This is a genomic window from Collinsella sp. TM09-10AT (genome assembly GCF_003436275.1).
GTDB lineage: Bacteria > Actinomycetota > Coriobacteriia > Coriobacteriales > Coriobacteriaceae > Collinsella.
Window position 1 is genome coordinate 47,583 of sequence record NZ_QSOP01000001.1, and the last position, 23,727, is coordinate 71,309.

Here is a 23,727-nt window from a genome sequence, read left to right on the forward strand (position 1 = left end):
CAAGCCCCCACATACTTAAGATTTGGGACAAACACTACTGATTAATTTGTCCCACAGTAACCAAAACAGAGGGGAGCCCCTTCCAACAAGGAGCTCCCCTCTGCTCAAATCATTTCAGCTAAGTATCTAGACACTCAAGACGCCATCTTGGCGGCAGGAAAGTAAACCTAGGGCCTGGCCGGGCGGCACGGGTTAACTTTTCGTAGATTCCGCACGCAAAGAAAGCCACTTAATGTGGCTTTCGTCTTGCGCAGGACCTGACCGAGCGAAAAGATATCCCGTGCCGCCCGGCCAGGCCCGATGGGACGGCTACCGAGCCGCCAGGATGGCGTCGATGAGCGTCAGTACGCCCCCGTCGTTGTTGCTCGGAATGCGCCACTCAGCATGCGCGTTCATATGCTCCTCGGCATTGTCCACGATAAAGCTGTGACCGACGCGCTCAAGCATGGGGATGTCGTTGTAGGTATCGCCCACGGCGGCGGCATCGGCGATATCGATGCCGAGCTGCTCGCACAGGTGCGCGACGCCCGAACCCTTGTCGACGCCCAGGTTCATAAAGTCGATCCACTCGCGGCCGGCATTGGTGACATAGAGCTGATCCGAGAACGCGGGGTTATAGGTCTCGCGGAACGCGGGCTCGGCGTCGTAGCCGGGGAAAAAGATCGAGATCTTATTGGACTCGATATCGATGCCCTCAAAGGTGTCGACGTAGTTGATCGTGTTGTAGTAGACGCTGATCTCGTCGTGGTACTGATGGTCGCGGGCGAGCACATAGAACTCGTCGTAGCAGCACAGGACGGGAACGGCGCGCGGGTCCTCCGAGGCACGAGCGAGCACCTGCTGATACAGCGCCACATCGATGTTGCTCTTATAGATATAGTTGCCGCGGTAGATAACGCAGGCTCCATTGTCGGGGCAAAAAGCAAGGCGGTTCTTAATGCTCTCGAACATTTCTTCGAGTTTTGGGGCGGGGCGTCCGCTGGCGGGGCAGAACACGATGCCAGCCTCGGCGAGCTTGTCTAGGCGCTCATCAAGACCCTGCGGCAACACGCGCTCGTCGGTGAGAAGCGTCTTGTCCATATCAACGGCGAGAATCTTAATGCTTCCAATATTGGTGTCCGATTCGTAAGTTTGCATAAAAGCGCGCCTTTCGTTTCGAAATTGTTTCAGACGTTATAATCATCAACCAGTAACCGAGCGTATTGTCGCAGGAACGGGGCGTATTTGCACCACGCTTCACAAAGTAATGAAAAAAAATTTCAGAAATTTGAATTTGTCGCTTGCGCTGTAGGCACTTTAGCGTAATATAGCGACCATCGAAAACGGAGACGGAAAAACAACCGCTTACCGAGGAAAAGGTACCGTTTACGATATTAGAATTGCGCCCGGCGGTAGGTGAAAGGAGAGGCAGATGCAGTTCGTAAAGATCATCACCACTGCAGACAATGCCATCCGACGCCAGCGCGCAATTTCCCGACGACGATAACAATCGTCTCTGTCCGCATGGGGCGAATTGCCTCAACAGAGTCATTTTGAGGTCGTTGGGTTTTAGCACGACATTGCTGCATGTTTCTAGGGCATGTATGTGCTGATTTTTGCTATTTAACCTGATATTGCACGGTTTTTGACCTCAAAGTGACTTGCAACTGACCGATGTTCTAATTAGCTACCAAGGGCGAAAGGAAACAGCCATGAGCAAGGAAAAAGTCGTTCTCGCATATTCCGGTGGTCTTGATACATCCGTATGTGTCAAGTGGCTCCAGGACGAGAAGAATCTCGATGTCGTTTGCGTCTGCGGCAACGTGGGCCAGGAGGAGACCGGCCTGGATGCCAAGAAGCAGAAGGCGCTCGACCTGGGCGTTCTCGATTGCCAGGTGCTCGACCTGCGCGACGAGTTCTCCGATGAGTTCCTGACTAAGGCCATCGCCGCAAACTCCATGTACGAGAACAAGTACCCGCTGCTCTCCGCCCTGTCTCGCCCGCTGCTCGCCAAGAAGCTCGTCGAGGTCGCTCACGAGTTTGGCGCGACCTACGTCGCCCACGGCTGCACCGGCAAGGGTAACGACCAGGTTCGTTTTGAGGCTGCCGTCAAGGCCCTCGACCCCGAGCTTAAGGTTATCGCCCCGGTTCGCGAGTGGGATCTGAAGTGCCGTCCCGATGAGGTCGCCTATGCTCACGCCCACAACGTGCCGGTTCCCGAGGGTGCCAACGACAACCCCTATTCCATCGACGACAACCTGTGGGGTCGTGCCATTGAGTGCGGCCACCTGGAGGATCCCTGGAATGAGCCACTCGACGACGCCTGGGTTATGACCAAGAATCCCGAGGACACGCCCGATACCCCGACGTATATCGAGATTGAGTTTGAGGCCGGCAAGCCCGTCGCCGTCGACGGCAAGATGATGAAACTCTCCGAGATCGTCATCGCCCTCAACAAGATTTCGGGCGACAACGGCTTTGGCCGTCTCGACCTGGTTGAGGATCGTCTGGTGGGCCTCAAGAGCCGCGAGTGCTATGAGGTTCCCGGAGCCCTGACGCTCATCACCGCCCACAAGGCACTCGAGGACATTTGCGTCGAGGGCGACCTGCTCAAGACCAAGATTAAGCTCGAGCAGGATTGGGCCACCGCCGTGTACAACGGCCAGTGGTACAGCCCGCTCAAGAACGCGCTCGACGCCTTTATGGCCGATACCCAGAAGTTCGTGACCGGCACCGTCCGTCTGAAGTTCTTTAAGGGCAATTGCCATGTCGTCGGCCGCAAGAGCCCCTTCAGCCTCTACGACTACGGCCTGGCCACCTATGACCGCGACACCACGTTTGACGAGAAGGCCAGCGCCGGTTTTATCGAGATCGATACGCTGTCGCTCAAGACGTGGGCTAAGGTCCAGGGTCCCAGCTCTGCTGCCGCCCAGGCTTAAGTCTTCCTTTCCTTGGTATCCGCGCGGCCCATCCGCGTGATACATAACGGGCGCATGGGGTCCCTACCTTTCGTTATGCTTGCTGACACTTCTTAACATCGGTGGCCCCTACGTTCCGCCCGCATATATGATGCCGCGTCTGCGGCTGAGTCCGAGCCCCGCCGGGGTTGTCTGGCGGGGCTCCTTCTATCAATTTGGCAGCTCTGCGCCTATATATATGAGGAGTATCCATTATGTTCAATGCTTTCGCGCATGCTTTACTTGCCCTCGCGCCCGAGTTCGATGCCGCAAAGGTCGAGGACGTTCCTATGAGCCTGAAGGCCTGGATCGATGGTTCGCAGGGCAACATTCGGAGGGAGACGTTGGGCGCCAAGTGCATGGCGCGTCACTTCTTTGCAAATTAGCTACATGGTCCCGCGCACGGCGGGGAATGTGTAAAACTAGCGGTTGAAAAATCGCTTTAGCGATATGGCGCATTGCTTTGGGCGCTTGTTTTGGTATTTGGAGAAAGGGGACGGTTCCATGGCTCTTTGGGGCGGTCGTTTTGAGGCGGGCGTGGCCGAGGTCACGCAGGAGTTTGGCGCGTCGCTGCCGGTCGACAAACATCTCTATAAGCAGGATATCGCCGGTTCTAAGGCGCATGCCAAGATGCTGGCGGCCCAGGGCATCATCAGTGCCGAGGATGAGCAGGCGATTGCCGAGGGCCTGACCGGAATCGAACAGGATATCGATGCCGGCAACTTCACCTTCGATATCAACGACGAGGACATCCATATGTCCATCGAGAGCGAGCTGACGCGTCGCATCGGCGAGGCCGGCAAGCGCTTGCATACCGGACGTTCGCGCAACGACCAGGTGGCGACCGATTCGCGCCTGGGCGTCAAGGCGTTGGCCAAGGAGCTCATGGAGGCCAACCTGCAGTTGCGCCACGTGCTGGTGGATGCGGCCAAGAAGTACGACAAGGTGATTCTGCCGGGTTACACGCACATGCAGCATGCTCAGCCCGTGCTGCTGTCACATCATCTGCTGGCGTATTCCTGGATGTTCGCGCGCGACTTTACACGTCTGAAGGCCGCCTTTGATGCCGCCGACAACTGCCCGCTGGGTGCTGCCGCGCTTGCCGGTACGAGCTATCCGCTCGATCGCCAGATGACGGCTGCCGAACTTGGCTTTGCGGGCGTGATTCCCAACTCGCTCGATGCGGTTTCCGACCGTGATTTCCTGCTCGATCTGCATTACGCCGGATCCGTCATGGCGATGCACCTGTCGCGTCTTTCCGAGGAGATCGTGCTGTGGTCGAGCTCCGAATTTGGCTTTATCACGCTTTCAGACTCCTACTCCACCGGCTCGTCTATCATGCCGCAGAAGAAGAATCCCGACTTTGCCGAGCTTATCCGCGGTAAGAGCGGTCGCGTGTACGGCAACCTGGTGCAGCTGCTCGTGACCATGAAGGGCCTGCCGCTTGCTTATAACAAGGACTTGCAGGAGGACAAGGGGGGCGCGCTCGACACTGCCCATACGCTCATGCAGTGCCTGTCCGTTATGGCCGGTATGATTTCGACTTGGACCGTCAACGAGGATGCCATGGCGCGCGAGTGCGGCGTGGGGCACCTTGCCGCCACCGATGTTGCCGATTACCTGGCCAAGCGCGGTCTGCCGTTCCGCGAGGCACATGCCGTGGTGGGCCATCTGGTCCTGATGTGCGAGAAGCGCGGCTGCAATCTTGAGGACCTGCCGTTTGAGGTGTTCCAGGAGGCAAGCCCGCTCTTTGAGCACGATATTACCGAGGCGCTCGATATTCCGTCGATTGTCGCCGCGCGTACGACCGAGGGCGGTACCGCCCCTGCCGCCGTTGCCGTGCAGTTGGGGCGCGCCGAAGCGCAGCTTGCGGCCGATGAGGGTGTGTTTGGCTCGTTGACTAAGGTCGTCGAGATGGGCCACGGAGCTAATTAGCTTATTGGATGCGTCTGTCTGGTGCGTTCATCATATCTTGCCTTTACGGGTGCCCGCTACGGTAGGCGCCCGTTTTGTTATAGAGAAGGAAGGAGCTTGTCGAGAACTTTTGTAGGACATTTGCGCAGGTTGTGAAGGGGGTGCGTTCACGGGCGGCAATCGACCGTCTGTTCTGTTCGGTGCAGTTGGAAGTGGGGCGGATGGTACTCTAGTCGGGCTTCGGAACAGAAGTGACACATATGGAGCGCTTCAATAAATAATAACGCTTCAATAAACGGCTTTTTGTTTAACTGCAGCTAGAACTCTGTTACGATGCAGTCCAGGCGGGTGCCGGAATGGGACTTGGGCACGCGCGAACCTACTTGAAAGGCTACCTTATGGCTATCGAGAAGACCTTCATCATGATTAAGCCCGACGCCGTGCGCGATCGCAAGATCGGCGAGATCGTTGCTCGTATCGAGCGCAGCGGCCTTGTTATCGAGCGCATGGAGATGACCACGCTTGAGCGCGCCACCGTCGAGGAGCACTATGCTCATCTGGCCGATAAGCCCTTCTTTGGCGGTCTGTGTGACTTTATGACGAGCGGTCCGGTCGTCAAGATGGTCGTTTCCGGTCTCTCCGCTGTCTCCAAGATGCGCACCCTTATGGGCGCCACCAACCCGCTTGATGCCGCTCCCGGCACCATTCGCGGCGACTTTGCCGTCGATGTCAACGCCAACGTGATCCATGGCTCCGACTGCCTGGAGAACGCCGAGATCGAGATCAAGCGCTTTTTTGGCTAAACCAGCTTTGACTCCTTAAAGCTGTTAGCGTGTGGTTTGGGCGCCGCGGAACTCCATCCGCGGCGCCCTTTTTATTCCAGTAGATTTTGGTAAACGCCCACAAATCTACTAAAGAGCCCCCGTCCGGATGTTTCTTCCGGGCGGGGGCTGGCGTTAGCGTATGGCTTTGTGAATCTTTAGGCTTCGTCGACGATCTTAAGGCCGCGCGTCTGGTCGATCTCGTTGAGGAGATTGACGCGACGCTCGTGACGACCGCCCTCAAACTCGGCGTCGAGCCACTCGTCGACAATCATCTTGGCGAGCTCGGAGCCCACGACGCGGGCGCCAAAGGCGAGCACGTTGGTATTGTTGTGCATGCGCGAGAGCTTGGCGCTGAAGGGCTCGGAGCACACGACGGCGCGAACGCCCTCCACCTTGTTGGCAGCCAGGCTGATGCCGACGCCGGTGCCGCAGATCAGGATGCCCAGGTCGACGTCGCCGTTGGCAACGGCCTTACCCACCTTGTAGCCGGCGATGGGGTAATCAAAGCTCTCGGAGGTGTCGGTTCCAAAGTTCACGACCTCACAGCCGCGCTCCTTCAGGTGCTCGGAAATGATGTTCTTGAGCTCGACGGCGGCGTGGTCGTTACCGATACCAATCTTCATGAGTGGTTCCTCTCTGGTCCGTGCGGCGGAATTGCTAAAGGTTTTACCGCGTTCGACTGCATGATAGCGCGACTTTTGTGTAAACGCTCGGGCGTTTTTTGGTCAAACGCTTTAGCATGCAACAAGACCGGCTTTTCATGAATGAATGCCGTCGGATTGCGCTTGAACGCCGTCCGTCGGAACCATGGTTGCGGTTTTTGATGCATTGTTATCAAATAAAAGAGCTAACTATTATCGAGAGTCCAGTCCGTTATGTAAGCAGGAGATACCTATGCCTACCGATTCCATTCGCGATGCCGCTTTTTGCGATGTCTTGAACCGCGAGCTTGTCTGTGCGCTCGGCTGCACCGAGCCTATTGCCGTTGCCTATGCAGCGGCGCTGGCGAGCCAGACACTCGGTTGCGAACCCGATCATATGGACGTTGCCTGCTCGGGCAACATCATCAAGAACGTTAAGAGCGTGACCGTGCCCAACTCGGGCGGCATGCACGGTATTGAAGCAGCGGCCGTACTGGGTGCCGTGGGCGGTGACGCCAAGAGCGCGCTCGAGGTGCTCGAGTGCGTTAACGACGAAGATCGTGCTCGCGTGGCCGAGCTCCTCGCCGATGCTGATTACTGCGATGTGTCGCTTGTCGAGGGTGTACCCAACCTCTACATCAAGGTGACTGCCACAGCCGGGGGCCATACCGCGGTCGTCGAGATTACCGACCACCACACCAATGTCACGTGCCATACGCTCGACGGTATTCCGGTGTGCGGCAAGTCGGCGGGGGAGTGCGCCGCCTGCGCCGAGCGCGTCGTGGCCGAGCGCGCGGCAGATAACGCCGACACGCCCATGTCGATCGAGTCCATCATCGACTTTATCGAGGGCGGCGACATCGAGAGCGCCCGCGCGGCCGTTGAGCGCCAGATTGAGCTGAACGGTGCGATCAGTGCCGAGGGCCTCGCGCACGCTTGGGGCGCCGAGGTAGGCCGTACGTTGCTGGGTGCTCGTGCCGATGACGTCGCCTGCCGTGCCCGTGCCCGTGCGGCCGCCGGGTCCGACGCCCGCATGAACGGTTGCGCGCTGCCGGTCGCCATTGTGTGCGGCTCGGGCAATCAGGGCATTACCTGCGCATTGCCCGTCATGGAGTATGCCGAGTACCTGCGCTGCGACCACGATCGCCTGGTGCGCGCCGTAATTCTGTCCGATCTTATCGCCGTGCATATCAAAAGTTATATTGGTGCGCTCTCGGCGTTTTGCGGTGCTATTTGCGCCGCATGCGGTGCCGGTGCCGCGATTACCTGGCTGTGTGGTGGCACGCGCGAGCAGATTGGCGCGACGGTCTCGAACACGCTCGGCAACGTTGGCGGCATCGTGTGCGATGGCGCCAAGGCAAGCTGCGCCGCCAAGATTTCCGCTGCCGTTGATGCGGCGATTCTGGGTCACGATATGGCCATGCAGGGTCGCGGCTTCCGCGCCGGCGAGGGCCTCATCCAGGATACCGTCGAGCAGACAATCGCCAGCATGGGCTACGTGGGCCGTGTGGGCATGAAGGACACCGACGTCGAGATCCTCAACATTATGATCGGCAAAACACGGGTTTGCTAGCTACGCGGTTTTACCAAACCGCGTAGCTAGCCGACGCTGCAAACGCCCCTAAGCGGCAATCTGACGTTCAATCGTCGGTCGCGTACCAAAGTACGCTTCCCTCCTCTTTCACGTCACCTTGCTCGCTTAGGGGCGTTTTCGCTGACTGATGCTCAACCTACGGCGCTTTTTTGTTTGGGGCACTCATTGGGGACAGACTTGAATGAGTAGTCGTTGGGGACGTTCTTGTTTGACTAGTTGTTTAGAACGTCCCCAACGACTAACCCTTACGACAGTTCGTCGGCTACTTGGTGCTCGTAGAAGGCTTCTACTACGGCGTTGAAGTCGCGGGCGAAGTCTTCCATGGTGCCGTGCCAGGTGGCTCGGCCGGGTTTTCCCTGGCCAACATAGGCGGTTTGGATGCCGCAGGCGGGGCTGGGGAAGTCGCGCTTGGGGTCGTTGCCCACCATGAGGACCTCATGAGGCTCGAGTCCCATCACCTGAAGCTGCTCTAGATAGTAGGTGGCATCGGGCTTGCAGCGGGTGGCGTTTCCCATGTGCGTCACGAGTTCAAAGGGGGCGTCGGCCATGTCGCCCCAGCCCATGCGGCACTCGATGGCCCCCTGCGGAAAGCTGGGGTTCGTAAAGAGCGCGCAGCGCAGGCCCGCGTTCTGTACCACCTCGAGCGCGGCGTGTGCACCCGGCATGGCTTTCGCATTGATCATGTCATCGTTCTTGTACGGCAGGACTTCACGATCGTAGTAGGTAAACGCCTCGTAGATGAGTGGGTCTGAGAGGCAAATGCCGCACCGGCGCTCAATTTCTTCTTGGTAGAACTCAAGATTGGTGCGATTGTCAGTGCCGCTTCGGCGATTGGCGTTGAGGTCGACCAGAATCGTGCCGAGGCGCGCCATCGTGCCGCCGCGGCTGCGTCGTCCGATATCTGCAAGCATCGACGAGACATCCTTAAAATAGCGAAGGATGAACGCGTTGAGGTTGATGCTAAGAAGCGTCTCGTCCATATCGAAAACGACTGCTTTGAGCACGCGGGCACCTTTCTCGATAAATCGTTTCAGAATCGTATGTCTGGGATACTTTACTCCAAAGCCGTATGCCCAACTGCTTATCGTCAGCTTGTGGAGACAGTCGTTCACAAGATTGCGAAAAAGTCTCCATACGAGTAAAAAATGGCAGTTCACGCTTGAAATCGAAGTGATTTCCCCGTAACCTATACGAACGTGATTGCATAAGCGTCACATTAGTATCTGTCGGCTCCCGAGTGTTCCTAAACGTTGTGTGCTTGTCGCACCCTTCTGTAGGTCCTAGCAATCGGGGCCCCGTAGTTCGAAAGGGGTCCACCTTTGAGTGAGATTCAGAACTCGTCCATTTTCTCTCTTGACGATGTCAACGAGGAGGAGATGAACAACCTCATCGACGGTACGATTACCGACTTTGATGAGGGCGATCTCGTTAACGGCACTGTCGTTAAGATCGAGCATGACGAGGTGCTCGTTGACATCGGATTCAAGTCCGAGGGCGTTATCCCGGTCCGCGAGCTGTCCATCCGCAAGGACGCTAACCCTGCAGACATCGTTGCACTCGGTGATCCCATCGAGGCCCTCGTTCTCCAGAAGGAGGACAAGGACGGTCGTCTGGTCCTGTCCAAGAAGCGTGCCGAGTACGAGCGTGCTTGGAACCGCATCGAGGAGAAGTTCAACTCCGGCGAGAACGTCGAGGGCGAGGTTATCGAGGTTGTCAAGGGCGGCCTGATTCTCGACATCGGCCTGCGTGGCTTCCTGCCCGCTTCCCTCGTCGACCTCCGTCGCGTCAAGGACCTCACCTCCTACATGGGTACCCGCATCGAGGCCCGCGTCATCGAGATGGACCGCAACCGCAACAACGTCGTCCTCTCCCGTCGCGTCGTGCTTGAGGAGTCCCGTAAGGCCGAGCGCTCCGAGATCCTGTCCAAGCTCAAGTCTGGCATGCGTCTCCAGGGCACCGTTTCCTCCATCGTCGACTTCGGCGCCTTCGTCGACCTCGGCGGTATCGACGGCCTCATCCACATCTCCGAGCTCTCTTGGAACCACGTCAACCATCCTTCCGAGGTTGTCAAGGTCGGCCAGGAGGTCGAGGTCGAGGTTCTCGACGTCGATCTCAACCGCGAGCGCATCTCCCTGGGTCTCAAGCAGACCACCGAGGATCCGTGGCGCGCACTGGTCAAGAAGTATCCCGTCGGCGCTATCGTCGAGGGCACTGTGACCAAGCTTGTCCCGTTCGGCGCTTTCGTCGACCTGGGCGAGGGCATCGAGGGCCTGGTGCACATCTCCGAGATGGCCAACAAGCACGTCGATCAGCCTTCTCAGGTCACCCATGTGGGCGACAAGGTTCAGGTCAAGGTCATGGAGATCGACCTCGACCGTCGTCGTATCTCCCTGTCCATGAAGTCTGCTGCTGAGACTCTGGGCGTCGAGATTGAGGTTACCCCGCTGCCTTCCGAGAAGAAGGACGAGGAGACCGACGCCGAGTAAATCGGTTGACGATCACTTGTTTAAGGGATCCGTCCGTAATGGACGGGTCCCTTTTTACATTTGGCGGTGAAATGCACGATGCTACCCGGGCGCAATTTTGTCCGGGCTATCCGTTTGCTATTGGCTTGTCGGTGCATAAAATATGCCGACATCCCGCCTCGGGGAGGAGGCGGGAACGCACTGAGTAGACGGAGGGGTGCGGAGCGCGGTCGCGTCTCGACTGACGACGTTGCCCATCGACAAGCCTATTGTACTGCATGGCGTGGTTCTTGGTTTATCGTGTCGAACGCTTGTGTTGTGCCATTGCCAATAGCGACGGTGTGCTACACTCTTACACTGCTGAGTGGGCCAGACGGTCGCGCGATGTGCTGCTTGCAGCACGCGTGAGGAAAGTCCGGGCTCCAGAGGGCGGGATGCCGGCTAACGGCCGGGCGGAGTGATCCGACGGAAAGCGCCGCAGAAAAGAAGACTCCCACCTGCGCCGCAAGGCGTAAAGGGAAAAGCTGAAACGGTGGTGTAAGAGACCACCAGCGTCGTGGCAACACGGCGGCTTGGCAAGCCCCATCCGGAGCAAGCGCGAATAGGAACGCTATGGGCCGGCCCGGTCCGCGTTCGGGTAGCGTGCGTGGAGCTGCACGGTAACGTGCAGACAAGATAAATGACCGTTCACGACAGAACCCGGCTTACAAGCCCACTCAGCACTTTGTTGACGCTGCGACGTCGTCAGCTGGCCGATTTGGCGCTCATTCGTCGGTCGCCGCCATAAGGCGTGCTCCCTCCTCTTTCGGGCCAAATCGACTCAGCTGACGCCGTCTCGCTGTTTTTGTCTGATCATCGGCGGTTCCGTTCTTAGCGTCTCGCTGTAATTGCCTGGTCATCGGCGCTTCCATTCTTTTTACTGGGGTTTTCGGTACGGGCTTTGCCGTATTATTGAGGCTGTTTGTTGCTTTGCTTGTGTTTGAGGGGCTTTGTTGGACAGCTATTTTACTCTGCAATCGAATATTGAGACTTCGGGCGAGTTTGTGGACCGCAAGAGCCGGTTTATCGCCCAGCTGGTCCATATTGAGTCCGAGGATGAGGCGAATGCCTTTATCGAGATGGTTCGCAAGCGTCATTACGATGCCCGGCATAATGTTCCCGCGTGGATTTTGGTCGACGGGCGCGAGCGCCAGAGCGATGATGGCGAGCCGAGCCGCACGAGCGGTATGCCGACGCTCGAGGTGCTGCGCGGCGCGGGGCTCAAAAATGTTTGCTGCGTAGTGACGCGCTATTTTGGTGGCACGCTGTTGGGGCCTGGTGGTTTGGTACGCGCCTATACCGCGGCGACGCAGGCGGCGGTGGCCACGGCTCAGGAGGCCGGGCAGATCGTCGAGATGACAAGTGTCGTGCCGGTTGACGTGCATGTGGCCTATCCGCAGTATGAGCAGGTGCTTCGCTTGGCGCAGGATTGTGGTGCCAAGGTTTCGGACACCGATTACGCGGACGCCGTGACGATTCATTTGGTGTTTAAGGCGGGGGAGCAGGAGCCATTTTGCGCTAAGATGCGCGAGCTTATGGCGGGTCGCGAGCAAATCGAGGTCGGCGCTCCAGAATTTGCCGAGTTCTAACGGCGACGGCCGGCGTGCTTTTGGATGGATCCCAAGCGCGCCGGCCGTCGTTTTCTGTTGCCGCAGTTTACTCGGCGAGCTGCTTTAGCACATCACAGGCGATCTCGACGGCATCGTCGATGCAGCCGGGGCAGCTGCGGAGCGGACCCTTATCCGATCCGACGCCCTTGAGCGTGCCGCAGACGGTCGTCGTGTTCTTCTCGCCAAAACGTTTGGCGATCTCGCGCGACAGTTTGTAGGTCTGGCCCTTGGTCTTGGGGTTTTCCATGCAGTCGCTCATCACGAAGCCCATGATGGCCACGGCGCCCGAGATGGCGCCGCAGGTTTCGGTCATGCCGCCCATGCCGGCGCCAAAGCCCTCGGTGAGGTTAAAGGCAATCTGGGGATCGAGGCCGACGGCTGGTGCGAGCGTACAGGCGACGGCCTGGGCACAGTTAAAGCCACGGGTGTGGTATTCGGCAGCCTGAGCCTGGCAGGCGGTGGTGTCGAGCTGGGTCGTATCGATGTGCTTCATCGTTGTCTCCTTGTTCATGGTGTACCCGCCTATGGTACCCTTGCCGGCGCATTCGCTTATCGAGACCGCAGTGCATATCTCATTGTTTTTCGCCATCGAACACTTTCTTAAGATTTAGGACAAATAAACCTGATTAATTTGTCCCATAACCTATCGGCGGGATGGGTTGAGAGGGGTGCGGGGTAGCGGTATCGTGAACCGAATAAAAACAAAACCCAAGTAAGGGAGTTGGATATGAGCGAGCAGACTATCGGTACCACGTGCGTTCAGGGCGGCTATCATCCGGGCGATGCGGAGCCGCGCCAGGTGCCCATCTACCAGTCCACCACGTGGAAATACGACACGTCCGAGCACATGGGCAAGCTGTTTGACCTGGAGGAGTCGGGCTACTTCTACAGCCGTCTGCAGAATCCCACGTGCGATCTGGTTGCCGCCAAGATCTGCGAGATGGAGGGCGGCACCGCTGCGATGCTCACGAGCTCGGGCATGGCTGCGAATTTCCTCGCGATCTTTAACGTGGTCGGTGCCGGCGATCATGTGGTCGCGAGCTCTGCCATTTACGGCGGTACGTATAACCTGCTCGCCCACACCATGGGCCGCATGGGCGTGACCTGCACGTTCGTCGCCCCCGACTGCACGGATGAGGAGCTCGAGGCAGCCTTTGAGCCCAATACCAAGCTCGTCTTTGGCGAGACGATCGCAAACCCCGCCCTTGCCGTGCTCGATATTGAGCGCTTTGCCAAGGCCGCGCATGACCACGGCGTGCCGCTGATGGTCGACAACACCTTCCCGACGCCCGTGATGTGCCGTCCCTTTGAGTGGGGCGCCGACATCGTCACGCACTCTACCACCAAGTACATGGATGGGCATGCGGCCTACCTGGGTGGCGTGATCGTCGACCACGGCCAGTTTGACTGGATGGCCCATGCAGACAAGTTCCCGGGTCTCACCACGCCCGACGAGAGCTATCACGGCGTGACCTATGCCGAGAAGTTCGGTCGCGAGGGTGCCTTCATTACCAAGGCAACCGCTCAGCTCATGCGCGACCTCGGCCCCATGCAGAACCCGCAGGCGGCGTTTTTCCTGAATAGCTCGCTCGAGAGCCTGCATGTGCGCATGCCGCGTCATTGTGAGAACGGCCTGGCCGTTGCCAAGTTCCTGCAGAGCCATCCCAAGGTGCGCTTTGTGAGCTATCCGGGCCTGGAGGGCGATAAGTACTATGACCTGGCTCAGAAGTACATGCCCAACGGTACCTGCGGCGTCGTGAGCTTTGGCTTTAACGGTGGTCGCGCGGCGGCCGAGACCTTTATGAAGAGCCTTAAACTCGCCCAGATCGCCACGCATGTGGCCGATGCTCGCACCTGCTGCCTGCATCCCGCTAACGCCACGCACCGTCAGATGAACGATGAGGAGCTCATCGCCTGCGGCATCTCCGCCGACATGGTGCGCCTGTCGTGCGGCCTCGAGGACACGGCCGATCTGATTGCCGACCTTGAGCAGGCGCTCGAGCAGTGCTAGGCTAGCGTTCGCATAAGGCGCCGATGCTGGCAGAAAACTTCGGCGACCTTTCGTTCCGATTCCGTAGGCGGGACCCCAATCGCGACTGTTCGCAGGCGATTGGGGCCCCGTTTTTGCGTTGCGCCACTCGAAAGGATGGATATGGAGAAAACCGCAGAGCAGCTGCGCCGCGAGCACATTGCCCTTGAGGGCGACACCCATGGCAAGAGCAAATGGGCGATTCTGTTTACCGTGCTCATCATGACGTTTATGTCGTGTCTGGATTCGACCGTCGTGACCGTGGCGTTGCCCGTGATGCAAAAGGAGCTGGGCGTGGGCCTCGACCGCATCCAGCTGGTGAGCTCGGTGTACCTGCTTGCGACATGCGTGGCTATGCTGCCGTTTGGCCGCTTGGGCGACGTGCGCGGCAAGGTGGGCGTATTCCAGCTGGGCGTCATCGTCTTTACGGCCGGCTCGCTGCTTTGCGGCCTTTCGAGTTCGCTCGAAGTTCTTATTCTGGCACGCATTGTGCAGGGCGTCGGCTGCGCAGCGGCCATGGCCAACAACATGGGTATCATCACCGAGTCGTTTCCGGCGCGCGAGCGCGGTCGTGCCATGGGTATTCTCGCGACTTTCGTGGCCCTCGGCATGATGTGTGGCCCCGTGCTGGGTGGCGTGCTGGTGGCAAGCTTTCCCTGGGAGAGCATCTTCCTCATCAACCTGCCCATTGGCGTCATCTCGTTTATCGTGGGGCTCTCCACGCTGCCGCATGTTAAGCCGGAGGCCGGCGAGCGCCCCATGTCCCTGATTGAGGCTGCTCGTCGCTGCTTTGCAAATTCGGCCTTCACCATCAACCTTGCTTGCATGCTCATCGTGTTCGTTGGTATTGGCGCATCCGAGTTTATCCTGCCGTTCTATTTTCAGGACGCTCACGGCTTTGGTTCCGACATCTCTGGACTACTCTTTTTGGCGCTGCCGATGGTGAATGCCTTTATCGGCCCGCTTTCGGGTACGGTTTCGGACCGCGTTGGCTGCGAGGGCCCCACGGCGGTGGGCCTGGGTGTGTACGTGTGCGGTCTCTTTGCGGTAAGTACGCTCGACGAGCACTCTTCCATCCCTGTGATCGTGTGCTGTGTCGCGTTTATGTCGTGCGGAACGTCGATTTTTCAGAGCCCCAATAACTCACTGTACATGGGCTCGGCTCCGCGCGAAGCGCTCGGCTTTGCTGGCAGCCTGGGTAGCCTGGCGCGCTATGCGGGTATGGCAGTGGGCATTACGGTGGCGTCGAATATCCTGTATGGGCAGATGAGCGTGGCGATGGGCGAGGCCGTGACCAGTTTCGTTGCAGGCCGTCCGGATGTATTCCTATTCGGTTTTCGCTCGGTGTTCTACGTGCTTATGGCTGTGGCCGCTGTGGGTTTTGCGCTCGCCATGGTGCGTTTGGTGAGGATGCGCGCCCGCCATTAGCGTGTTAGGAGGCTGCCTGCCACGTATTCGCGCCGTCTCAAAAAAACTGGTTTGTGGTGCGATGCGGCTTGTGGGACGGGCGGGGTCGGTCCGTGGTAGACTATCGAACAACGTTTATTAATCGCGCGGTATCGTTGCCGCGAGAAGGGGTTGCGCCATGCAGGAGCTTGAGGATCGTATTCGCCATGACGGCATCGTAAAGGCCGGTAACGTCCTTAAGGTTGATGCCTTCCTCAACCACCAATGCGACGTTGAGCTGTTCGACCACATGGGCGCCGAGTGGGCCCGTCTGTTCAAGGATGTCGAGATCAACAAGATCCTGACGATCGAGGCTTCTGGCATTGGTATGGCTTGCATCGCGGCTCAGCATTTTGGCGGCGTGCCGGTGGTCTTTGCCAAGAAGGCACAGTCCATCAACCTCGACGGCGAGCAGTACGCCACGACCATCTACTCCTTTACCAAGCAGAAGGAGTACCCGGTCATCGTTGGCAAGCGTTTCCTGTCTGAGGGCGACAAGGTTCTGATCATCGACGACTTCTTGGCCAACGGCTGCGCGCTCGAGGGTCTTATCAAGATCTGCGAGGCTGCGGGTGCCGAGGTGTCCGGTATTGGCATTGCGGTGGAGAAGGGCTTCCAGGGCGGCGGCGATAAGCTCCGCGAGCGCGGCTTTCGCGTCGAGAGCCTGGCCCGTATCGCCGATATGGACTGCGAGACCGGCGAGATCACCTTCGCCTAAGCGCGCAACACAAGCGATTGGTATGCGATGTGACAAAGGGACTGTCCCTTTGTCACATTTTTTGTATGAGGGGAGGTGTTGATATGGATGAGAACAAGATGGGATGGCGCGAGTATGTGCGCTATGCCGAGATGTCGGCCGAGGAGTTGGCGCGCGATTGCGAGGTGCAGGTGTTTCGCGCGACGGGTCCGGGCGGGCAGGGCGTGAACACGACGGACTCGGCGGTGCGCATGAAGCATATCCCTTCGGGAATTACCGTGACGGCGCGCGAGAGCCGCAGTCAGTTCCAAAACCGTAGTAGCTGCCTGCGTAAGCTGCGCGCTGAGCTTGAGCGTCGCGGGCGTCCACCGCGCCGACGCGTAAAGACCAAGGTGCCTCAGCGCTCGCGCCAGCGGAGGCTCAATGACAAGCACTTCAACGCGATTAAAAAGGCCAACCGTCGCAAGCCGGGGAGCGACGAGTAGCCGATTGTTTCGCTGGTCTTGCTAGCGGGTGGGGTGCCAGACCTGGAGGGCGCCGGCGAGGATGTCGACCTCAATGCGCGAGGCGACAACGGGCTCGCCGTCGGCCTGGATGGGGTAGTCGGGCTCCTCAAAGGTGAGCTCGGCATGGCGACAGCGGCGCATGCGAATCGGTGGCAACTTGGTATGGTGGCCGTCCTTGGCCGAAAGGAACATTGGCAGGGCTACCGCGCGAGGGACGGGACCGCAGGCGTAGCAGACGTCGAGCATGCCGTCGCAGGGGTCGGCATCGGGGCAGATGCGATAGCCCGAGCCATAGGTGGGGCCCAGCTGAATTGCCATGATGATCGCCCTCACGCGCTCGGCGGGCGCGCCGTCAAAGCTGACTGTCATGGGGTAGTTGCGATAGCGTAGGCCAAACTGCTCAAGTCCTGAGAGGGTGTAGAGCGGCGCGCCCGTCAGGCCGGTCTTTTTGCGCAGCTCGGTGGTGCCAAGGCCGATGGCGGCATCGATGCCGACCGAAAGCGTCTGGTCGTAGTACTCTACGGTAGCCTCGCCGCTGCCGCTCGCGGGGCTCCACGAGCGAATGCGCCCGATGTCCTGACGCTGCAGCTCGCAGGTGAGCAGCGCGCCAAAATCCTTGCCGGAGAAATCGTCGATGCCGAGCGTCTGGGCAAAATCGTTGCCGGAGCCCACGGGCAGGACGGCAAGGGCGGGGCGGGCGTCCTCCTTTTGCGTCATAAGCCCGTTGACGACCTCGTGAATCACGCCGTCGCCGCCAAGGGCGATAACGGTGCGATAACCCTGTGCCTGTGCGGCCAGCTCCTTGGCGTGTCCCATACGCTCGGTCAACACCAGGTCAAACTGGGATGCGCGTGCAGTCATGTCCAAAAAGCGTTGCAGGCGCTCGGCAACTTCGCGTGCCGCACCCGACTGGGCGGCTGGGTTGGCGATGATGAGCGTGCGACCAAAATCAGTTGCGTGCATGGGGCGACTCCCGGCGTATGACGTGACGGTGCGGTCGCGCTCGGGTCGAATTGCTCCCGATTGTGGCTGCACGGCGAATACTAACGTCTACTCTATCAGGTCGTTGTGGCGCTCGATAGCCTCTGCCACCGTGCCGCCCTCGTCCACAATAAGCGAACGGCGTTTAGGCGAGACAATGCGCTGTGCGGGATATACGCCGCGGTGTCCGCCGGCGAGATAGCTGATAAACGCCACGATCACGAAGAAGCCGGCGGCCGTGCCGTGGAACAGGTCGATGGCCATCATGCAGGTGGTGATGGGCACGTTAAGGCCGGCGCAGAACACGCCGAGCATGCCCAGCGCTGCTAGAAAGCTGGGGTCGATTCCGACGAGGCAGCCGATCCAGCCGCCGAGCGCCGCACCGATGCCAAACAGAGGCGTGACCTCGCCGCCTTGGAAGCCGGCGCCCAGGGTAAGCGCTGTGACGACCAACTTGATGGCTGCGTCCGCCAGGGTGGTGTTGCCTGCAAACCCGGCGCCGGAAAGCCACGTGGAAAGGCCGGCGTAGTCCCAGGCGTCGAGGAGGGCGTAGGCGGCCAAAACCACGAGTGCGCCTATGAGTGCGCGAACGAGGTAATTGGTGATAAAGCGGCCGTACAGGCTCTTGACGGTACGAACCGACCAGGCAAAGAGACGTGCGGTGAGACCAAAGATGATGGCGCTGATGACTACGATGACAACCGTCCGTGGTGTCATGTTGGGAACGCTGGCGATGACATTCGCCTCGTACTCGGTTCCCAGGGCAAGCGACGTAAAGTAGCCGGTAAACGAGGCGACCAGGCAGTAGATGCCCGCGGTGTAGTCGATCTTGCCGATAAAGCACATCTCCATGCCAAAGAAAGCTCCAGCAAGGGGCGAGCCGAATACGGCGCCAAAGGCCGACGAGATGCCGGCGAGCATGAGGTCGTGGTGGTCATGTTTTTTGAGGTGGGCGACGCTCGAGATGTTGCTGGCGATGGTGCCGCCAATCTGCACCGCAGCTCCCTCGCGACCGGCCGACCCGCCCGTTAGGTGCGTGAGCGTGGAGCAGACGAAGGTGAGAACGGCCATGCGCATATGGATGAGGCGTGTGCCCAGAGCGGAGTCGATGACCAGGTTGTTACCGCGTTTGGCGGCAAGGCCGTGGTTTTTGTACACCCATGCGGTGACAACGCCCACAACGGGAAGCAAGGCGTAGACCCATGCATGGTGCTCGCGATAGTCGGTCGCGATATTCAGCGAGGTCAAAAACGCCCAGGCGGCAACGCCCATGGCGAGCGAGACGATGACGACGAGTGTGAGCAACTTGGCGCTCGCGAGTAGGTTGCGGGCGTTGCGGCGCGTGTCGGCGGCCAAGAGATGCTCGGAGCGGGTGAGCTGATGCCTGCCGGCCATGATGACGTCGTTCAGGGAGAAAAAGCCGCCGTCGTCGAGCGACTGAGAATGATCCTGCGCCTCGTTTGCGCTTTCGGGTTTGTCGGTAAAAGTCATACGTTCCTCTTTTGGGTTGCAACACGAGCATTATAAAACGCGGTAAACGCGACGAGCCGGTGGGTTGGTTTTGGTTTTGTTTCGCGGCTTGCGGCCGACAGATGTATTCGCGGCCGCGGGCCAGGTCTTGAGCAGGCGGCGAGGGATTATACTGAGAGAAACATAAAGAATCGGCGCTTTTGTTGCGCGCCGCAGCATGCTAGAGGTGTATATGGCTGAGAAACTCATTCCGTTGGAGGACGCGCAGGCGATCGTCTTGTCGCACGTGAATCGCACCGAAGTCGTCGAGATTCCCGTGTGGCAGGCCGCCGGTCTTCCCTTGGCAGAGGATGCGGTGGCCGATATCGACATCTCGCCGTTTGCCAACAGCGCTATGGACGGATATGCCGTGCGCTCGGCGGACTTGGCGCAGGCATCTGGCGAGGCGCCGGTGACGCTCGACGTTATCGGACACGAGGCTGCGGGCCATGTGTTTGAGGGCACAATCGGCGCGGGCGAGACGGTCCGCATCATGACGGGCGCGCCGGTACCCGAAGGTGCCGATGCCGTGGTGAAGTATGAGATCGTCGATGTGCTCGTCGGTGACGGCAACGAGGGTTCGCGTGTGAGGTTCTCGGCGCCTGCCAAGGTAGGGGAGAACGTTCGCTCTGCCGCCGAGGAGGCCCATGCCGGCGATGTTGTGATGCACGCCGGCGAGGTCGTGGCTCCGGCGGGCGCCGGCTTGTTGGCGAGCGCCGGGTATGCGAGCGTGAAGGTGCATGCCGCGCCGCGTGTGGGCATTATCTCGCTGGGCACGGAGCTGGTCGCGCCGGGTGAGCTGCCGGCGCGCGGGCAGATTCGCGACTCCAACTCGTCGGCGTTGATGGCCGAAGCGCTCGATGCAGGAGCCGAGCCCGTGTTCTACGGCATTGCGCCCGATGATGAGCAGGCAATTGCCGAGCTGGTGCATCGCGCCGTGCTGGAGTGCGATTTTGTCATTACGAGCGGTGGCGCCTCGGCAGGCGACTACGACTACGTGACGGCGCTCGTCCGGCGCGAGGGTGAGGTGCTGTTTGACCGCATCTCGATGCGTCCGGGCAAGGCCATCACGTTTGGCTTGCTTGGGGGTGCGCCCTACCTGGGACTTTCAGGCAATCCGGCCGCGGCGTATGTGGGCTTTGAGATGCTTGCGCGTCCGGCGATCCGCAAGATGCGCGGCTTTGCCGAGGGTACGCGTCCCGTGCAGCAGGCGACACTCACGCACGGCGTGAAAAAGCGACAGCATCGCCGCTTCTTCGATCGCGCCACGGTTTTGCGCGACCCCGAGACCGGTGAGCTGTTGGTGACCGAGGCCAAGACGCAGAATTCGGCGCTGCTCGGCACAATGCAGCGGGCTAACTGCCTGCTGCGTATTGACGAAGGACCGTGCGACCTCAAGGCGGGCGATGTCGTGGATGTCGTGCGAGTCGACCTGCCTGAGGGCACGGTGCTATAGGAGGAATGTTATGGAGTTAAAGATTTCGATCGTAACGTGCTCGGACACGCGCGACCTTGCCCAGGACGAGGCAGGTGCCGCACTCGAGGAGCTTATCGAGGCGCAGGGATGGACGGTCGCCTCACATGTGGTCGTGCGCGACGACGTCAGTGAAATCGGTGATGCCATTGTGGAAGCTGCCGATGAGTGCCGCGCCAATGTCGTGCTCTCCTGCGGCGGCACGGGGCTTTCGATGCGCGATGTGACGCCCGAGGCGACGCGTGCCGTTTGCGAGCGCGATGTGCCGGGTATTGCAGAGGCAATCCGTGCGTACTCCATGACCAAGACGCGCCGCGCTATGCTCTCGCGCGCTATTTGCATGCAACGAGGTCATACACTTGTCGTAAACTTTCCCGGTTCTACGAAGGCCGCCCGCGAAAGCTGGGAGGCCGTGAGCGATCAGCTGGAGCATGCAGCCCAAATGACAGCGGGCGGCGGACATACCAACTAAGCGGTTTACCTGCGGCGGGGCGACCTGAACGGCTGCTCCGCCTATTATTTGTGCCCAAGGGGACGGCATTCTGTAGGCATGCCTGAAACTATATTCTCAGACGAGAATAATTTCTCAGAATCATTATTCGCACCGAAGTATAATCTAATTACAGAATAAAGCCTGCGGCGAGGTGCCCGGGTGTATCGTTCGAAAGGGTTGAACATGTTCGATATGGTTTCTCGCCGCGGATTCGTCTCACTCTCTGCTGTCGCCGCTGCCGGCCTTGGCCTTGCCGGCTGCTCCGGCAACAAGACGTCTGAGCCGACTGGCTCCGATGCCGGTTCTGCTAAGGCATCTTCCAAGAAAGCTGTCGAGCTTCAGGTCTTCGCTGCCAACTCTCTCGAGAAGGCCCTGCCCGAGGTCCAGGAGCTCTACACCGATCAGACCGGCACCACCTTTGCCGACACGCAGTTTAAGGCCTCCGGCGACCTCGTCGAGCAGATGCGTGCCGGCGCCACGGCTGATGTGCTCATCACCGCTTCCAAGGGCACCATGGACGACGCCGAAGCCGCCGAGCTCGTTGACGCCGACACCCGTGAGGATATGTTCGTCAACGACCTCGTGATCATTCGCGCCGAGGGCTCCGACACCAAGGTCGAGGCCATCGCCGGCGTCGCGAATCTGGACGGCAAGATCGCCATCGGCGACGCCAAGACCGTCCCCGCCGGCAAGTACGCCAACCAGGCCCTGGCCTCCGTGGGCCTCTATACCGGCACCGAGGGCGACGACGGCGAGTACGCCTCCGAGATCGCTGACAAGGTGGCCCTGGCCGACAAGGTCGGCACTGCTGCGTCTTACGTCTCTACGGGCGACTGCGTGGCTGGCTTTGTCTATAGCTCCGACATCTTCCGCTACGACGGCATCGAGGAGGCCTTCGTGTGCCCCGAGGATTCGCACAAGCCCATTGTGTATCCGGGCGCTGTCGCCGATGGCTCCGAACATGCCGACGAGGCCAAGGCGTTTATCGACTTTTGCCTGTCCAGCAAGAAGGCTCAGAAGATTTGGGCTAAGTACGGCTTTGAGCTTTCCGCGTAGTGCGGCTTGGCGCGATAATTCCATCGTTTTGTGTTTCACTCCGTCCTTGTATTCGCTTGGAGCTTTTCGTGCTTAATAGATTCCGCATGCTCGTCGCCTGTGCTTTGACCTTCGCGCTTTGCTGGGTGCCGGGATTTGCGTTTGCTGGGGTCGCTGAGGACGGGGCCCAGGTTGCTGCGACCGCTCATGGGCTTTCCTATGGGATCGAGGGTTTTGAGCGGTTGGCCAAGGGGACCGCTCGTGCTATGGAGGGCCAGCCTGAGGGCTACCGGTTTCCCGTTGACGAGGACGTGGACCTTGTAGTGGCGCCTGCTGCCGATCGCGTTGTGGTGTGGGTATCGCCCAAGGCGGCCGAGAAGTATGGATTGGATCCGCAGGACAACGAGTGTGTATCGGGTCTCAAGGCCCTCGTCTGTGAGCTCGACAGCGCAAACTCCATGGGAGGTGCGCAGCTAGGGGACGTTGATCTTCCTTGGTATGTTACGGCGGAAACAACGTTTGATGCCGGCGGGTATACCTATGGCTTTGACGAGCACGGTGCGGATGGGGACCGCTATGTGGTGATTGCATCGGCCTCGGGTGATGCCAAGGGCGGCGCGCGCTGGCTTGATAGCGCTCAAATGGTAGAAGCATCGTCTGTCGTGTTGCGGGATGAGCAGGGTCCCTTGACCTCTCTGGCCTCCTTTTTGGGCGACATCGACTATCGCCCGCTTTGGGTGTCCATAAAAACGAGCGGCCTTGCCCTGCTGATTTCCTTTGCGCTGGGCCTGTTCGCCGCGTGGAAGACTATGGGTACCTCGAGTCGCATCAAGGGCCTGCTCGACTCGGTCTTTACGATTCCTATGGTGCTGCCGCCCACGGTCTGCGGCTTTCTGCTCCTCATGCTATTTGGCCGCTCGACCGGGGTGGGCCAGTGGCTCATCGCGCACGGCGTCTCGATCGTCTTTACGTGGCCTGCGGCGGTGATATCTGCCGTGGTGGTGTCGTTTCCCCTGGTCTACCGTACGGCGCTCGGTGCCTTTGAGAGCCTCGACACGCAGATGCTCGATGCCGCGCGAACCCTGGGATGGTCCGAGCGTCGCATCTTTACCAAGCTTATGATGCCGCTTGGCTGGCCCTCGATTGCCGCCGGCGCGGTGCTTGCCTTCGCGCGTGCCATGGGCGAGTTTGGCTGCACCCTGTTCTGTGCGGGCAACTACGCCGGCATTACGCAGACCATTCCCATTGCGATTTACTTTGAGTGGATGGGCGGCAATACGTCGGTGGCTCTCTTCTGGGTCGTGGTCGTAATAGCGTTCAGCTTCCTGGTCATCCTATTCATCAACATGTACACGGCGCATTCTCAAAAGTATCGCGAGCGGGGCCTTTCCCGTGCGGAGCGCAAGCAGGCCAAAGAGCTCGCCGGACAGGGCGATTCGCTTGATCCGGTGGGCGGTGATGCCTTGCGTATCGATCGCGAGGCGCTGGCCGAGCTTATGCGCGATGGCGCGGTCGCAAAGGGAGGTCGATAAGC

General features: G+C 59.6%; 21 protein-coding genes and 1 other RNA gene. 16 read left to right on the plus strand and 6 right to left on the minus strand.

The window, feature by feature from the left end; genetic code table 11:
• Positions 1-309: 309 nt before the first annotated feature.
• Complete coding sequence (locus tag DXD77_RS00220; protein ID WP_117647258.1) at positions 310-1,137, minus strand: Cof-type HAD-IIB family hydrolase; 828 nt, start codon at positions 1,135-1,137, stop codon at positions 310-312.
• A 554-nt stretch (positions 1,138-1,691) separates the two neighbouring features.
• Between DXD77_RS00220 and DXD77_RS00225 the strand changes: the two genes are divergently transcribed.
• From DXD77_RS00225 to ndk, 4 genes are all read left to right on the plus strand, one after another.
• Complete coding sequence (locus DXD77_RS00225) at positions 1,692-2,918, plus strand: argininosuccinate synthase (protein ID WP_117647260.1); 1,227 nt, start codon at positions 1,692-1,694, stop codon at positions 2,916-2,918.
• Positions 2,919-3,151: 233 nt separating this feature from the next.
• Entirely contained in the window at positions 3,152-3,322 is a 171-nt protein-coding gene (locus DXD77_RS10315; RefSeq protein WP_156961417.1) for a hypothetical protein, read from the plus strand.
• A gap of 118 nt (positions 3,323-3,440) precedes the next feature.
• Positions 3,441-4,871, plus strand: a complete 1,431-nt coding sequence (gene argH, locus DXD77_RS00230) for an argininosuccinate lyase (RefSeq protein WP_117647262.1) — start codon at positions 3,441-3,443, stop codon at positions 4,869-4,871.
• A gap of 377 nt (positions 4,872-5,248) precedes the next feature.
• Positions 5,249-5,653 carry a nucleoside-diphosphate kinase gene (gene ndk, locus DXD77_RS00235; protein WP_055251725.1) on the plus strand — a complete coding sequence of 135 codons (405 nt, stop codon included), beginning with the start codon at positions 5,249-5,251 and terminating at the stop codon, positions 5,651-5,653.
• Between the two features lie 176 nt (positions 5,654-5,829).
• On the opposite strand, the gene rpiB is transcribed toward ndk, so the two are convergent.
• A complete protein-coding gene (gene rpiB, locus DXD77_RS00240) occupies positions 5,830-6,297 on the minus strand; it encodes a ribose 5-phosphate isomerase B (protein ID WP_117564619.1) in 468 nt (155 codons plus the stop codon).
• A 271-nt stretch (positions 6,298-6,568) separates the two neighbouring features.
• Between rpiB and DXD77_RS00245 the strand changes: the two genes are divergently transcribed.
• On the plus strand, positions 6,569-7,888 hold the full coding sequence (locus DXD77_RS00245) for a serine dehydratase subunit alpha family protein (RefSeq protein WP_117564617.1): 1,320 nt from the start codon (positions 6,569-6,571) through the stop codon (positions 7,886-7,888).
• 266 nt (positions 7,889-8,154) lie between these two features.
• Here the strand turns inward: DXD77_RS00245 and DXD77_RS00250 are convergent, their stop codons facing one another.
• On the minus strand, positions 8,155-8,913 hold the full coding sequence (locus DXD77_RS00250) for an HAD family hydrolase (protein WP_117564964.1): 759 nt from the start codon (positions 8,911-8,913) through the stop codon (positions 8,155-8,157).
• A gap of 315 nt (positions 8,914-9,228) precedes the next feature.
• Between DXD77_RS00250 and rpsA the strand changes: the two genes are divergently transcribed.
• From rpsA to DXD77_RS00265, 3 genes are all read left to right on the plus strand, one after another.
• Entirely contained in the window at positions 9,229-10,395 is a 1,167-nt protein-coding gene (gene rpsA, locus DXD77_RS00255; RefSeq protein WP_022095232.1) for a 30S ribosomal protein S1, read from the plus strand.
• Between the two features lie 340 nt (positions 10,396-10,735).
• Positions 10,736-11,097, plus strand: an RNA gene (gene rnpB / locus DXD77_RS00260) — RNase P RNA component class A.
• A gap of 266 nt (positions 11,098-11,363) precedes the next feature.
• Positions 11,364-12,002 (plus strand): YigZ family protein, encoded by a 639-nt coding sequence (locus DXD77_RS00265; RefSeq protein ID WP_199407939.1) that lies wholly within the window; start codon positions 11,364-11,366, stop codon positions 12,000-12,002.
• Between the two features lie 67 nt (positions 12,003-12,069).
• On the opposite strand, the gene DXD77_RS00270 is transcribed toward DXD77_RS00265, so the two are convergent.
• Positions 12,070-12,516: a C-GCAxxG-C-C family protein gene (locus DXD77_RS00270; RefSeq protein ID WP_117647264.1), complete on the minus strand. Its 447-nt coding sequence runs from the start codon at positions 12,514-12,516 to the stop codon at positions 12,070-12,072.
• 234 nt (positions 12,517-12,750) lie between these two features.
• Here DXD77_RS00270 and DXD77_RS00275 point away from each other — a divergent pair, with 234 nt between their 5' ends.
• The 4 genes from DXD77_RS00275 to DXD77_RS00290 all read left to right on the plus strand — a co-directional run bounded on the left by DXD77_RS00275 (position 12,751) and on the right by DXD77_RS00290 (position 16,680).
• Positions 12,751-14,034: an O-acetylhomoserine aminocarboxypropyltransferase/cysteine synthase family protein gene (locus tag DXD77_RS00275; protein WP_117647266.1), complete on the plus strand. Its 1,284-nt coding sequence runs from the start codon at positions 12,751-12,753 to the stop codon at positions 14,032-14,034.
• Positions 14,035-14,175: 141 nt separating this feature from the next.
• Positions 14,176-15,480: an MFS transporter gene (locus DXD77_RS00280; RefSeq protein ID WP_117647268.1), complete on the plus strand. Its 1,305-nt coding sequence runs from the start codon at positions 14,176-14,178 to the stop codon at positions 15,478-15,480.
• Between the two features lie 157 nt (positions 15,481-15,637).
• Positions 15,638-16,216, plus strand: a complete 579-nt coding sequence (locus DXD77_RS00285; protein ID WP_117629416.1) for a xanthine phosphoribosyltransferase — start codon at positions 15,638-15,640, stop codon at positions 16,214-16,216.
• Between the two features lie 83 nt (positions 16,217-16,299).
• Entirely contained in the window at positions 16,300-16,680 is a 381-nt protein-coding gene (locus DXD77_RS00290; protein WP_369831491.1) for a peptide chain release factor-like protein, read from the plus strand.
• A 21-nt stretch (positions 16,681-16,701) separates the two neighbouring features.
• Here the strand turns inward: DXD77_RS00290 and DXD77_RS00295 are convergent, their stop codons facing one another.
• On the minus strand, positions 16,702-17,664 hold the full coding sequence (locus tag DXD77_RS00295; protein ID WP_117647270.1) for a diacylglycerol kinase family protein: 963 nt from the start codon (positions 17,662-17,664) through the stop codon (positions 16,702-16,704).
• A gap of 87 nt (positions 17,665-17,751) precedes the next feature.
• The gene (locus tag DXD77_RS00300; RefSeq protein ID WP_199408972.1) at positions 17,752-19,173 is read right to left on the minus strand and encodes a chloride channel protein; all 1,422 of its coding nucleotides are present in this window, start codon (positions 19,171-19,173) and stop codon (positions 17,752-17,754) included.
• Positions 19,174-19,384: 211 nt separating this feature from the next.
• Between DXD77_RS00300 and glp the strand changes: the two genes are divergently transcribed.
• From glp to modB, 4 genes are all read left to right on the plus strand, one after another.
• Positions 19,385-20,647 carry a gephyrin-like molybdotransferase Glp gene (gene glp, locus DXD77_RS00305; protein WP_117647352.1) on the plus strand — a complete coding sequence of 421 codons (1,263 nt, stop codon included), beginning with the start codon at positions 19,385-19,387 and terminating at the stop codon, positions 20,645-20,647.
• 10 nt (positions 20,648-20,657) lie between these two features.
• The gene (locus tag DXD77_RS00310; protein WP_117564972.1) at positions 20,658-21,137 is read left to right on the plus strand and encodes a molybdenum cofactor biosynthesis protein B; all 480 of its coding nucleotides are present in this window, start codon (positions 20,658-20,660) and stop codon (positions 21,135-21,137) included.
• 204 nt (positions 21,138-21,341) lie between these two features.
• A complete protein-coding gene (gene modA / locus DXD77_RS00315) occupies positions 21,342-22,214 on the plus strand; it encodes a molybdate ABC transporter substrate-binding protein (RefSeq protein WP_117564973.1) in 873 nt (290 codons plus the stop codon).
• Positions 22,215-22,282: 68 nt separating this feature from the next.
• Complete coding sequence (modB, locus tag DXD77_RS00320; RefSeq protein WP_233506665.1) at positions 22,283-23,725, plus strand: molybdate ABC transporter permease subunit; 1,443 nt, start codon at positions 22,283-22,285, stop codon at positions 23,723-23,725.
• Positions 23,726-23,727: the final 2 nt, after the last annotated feature.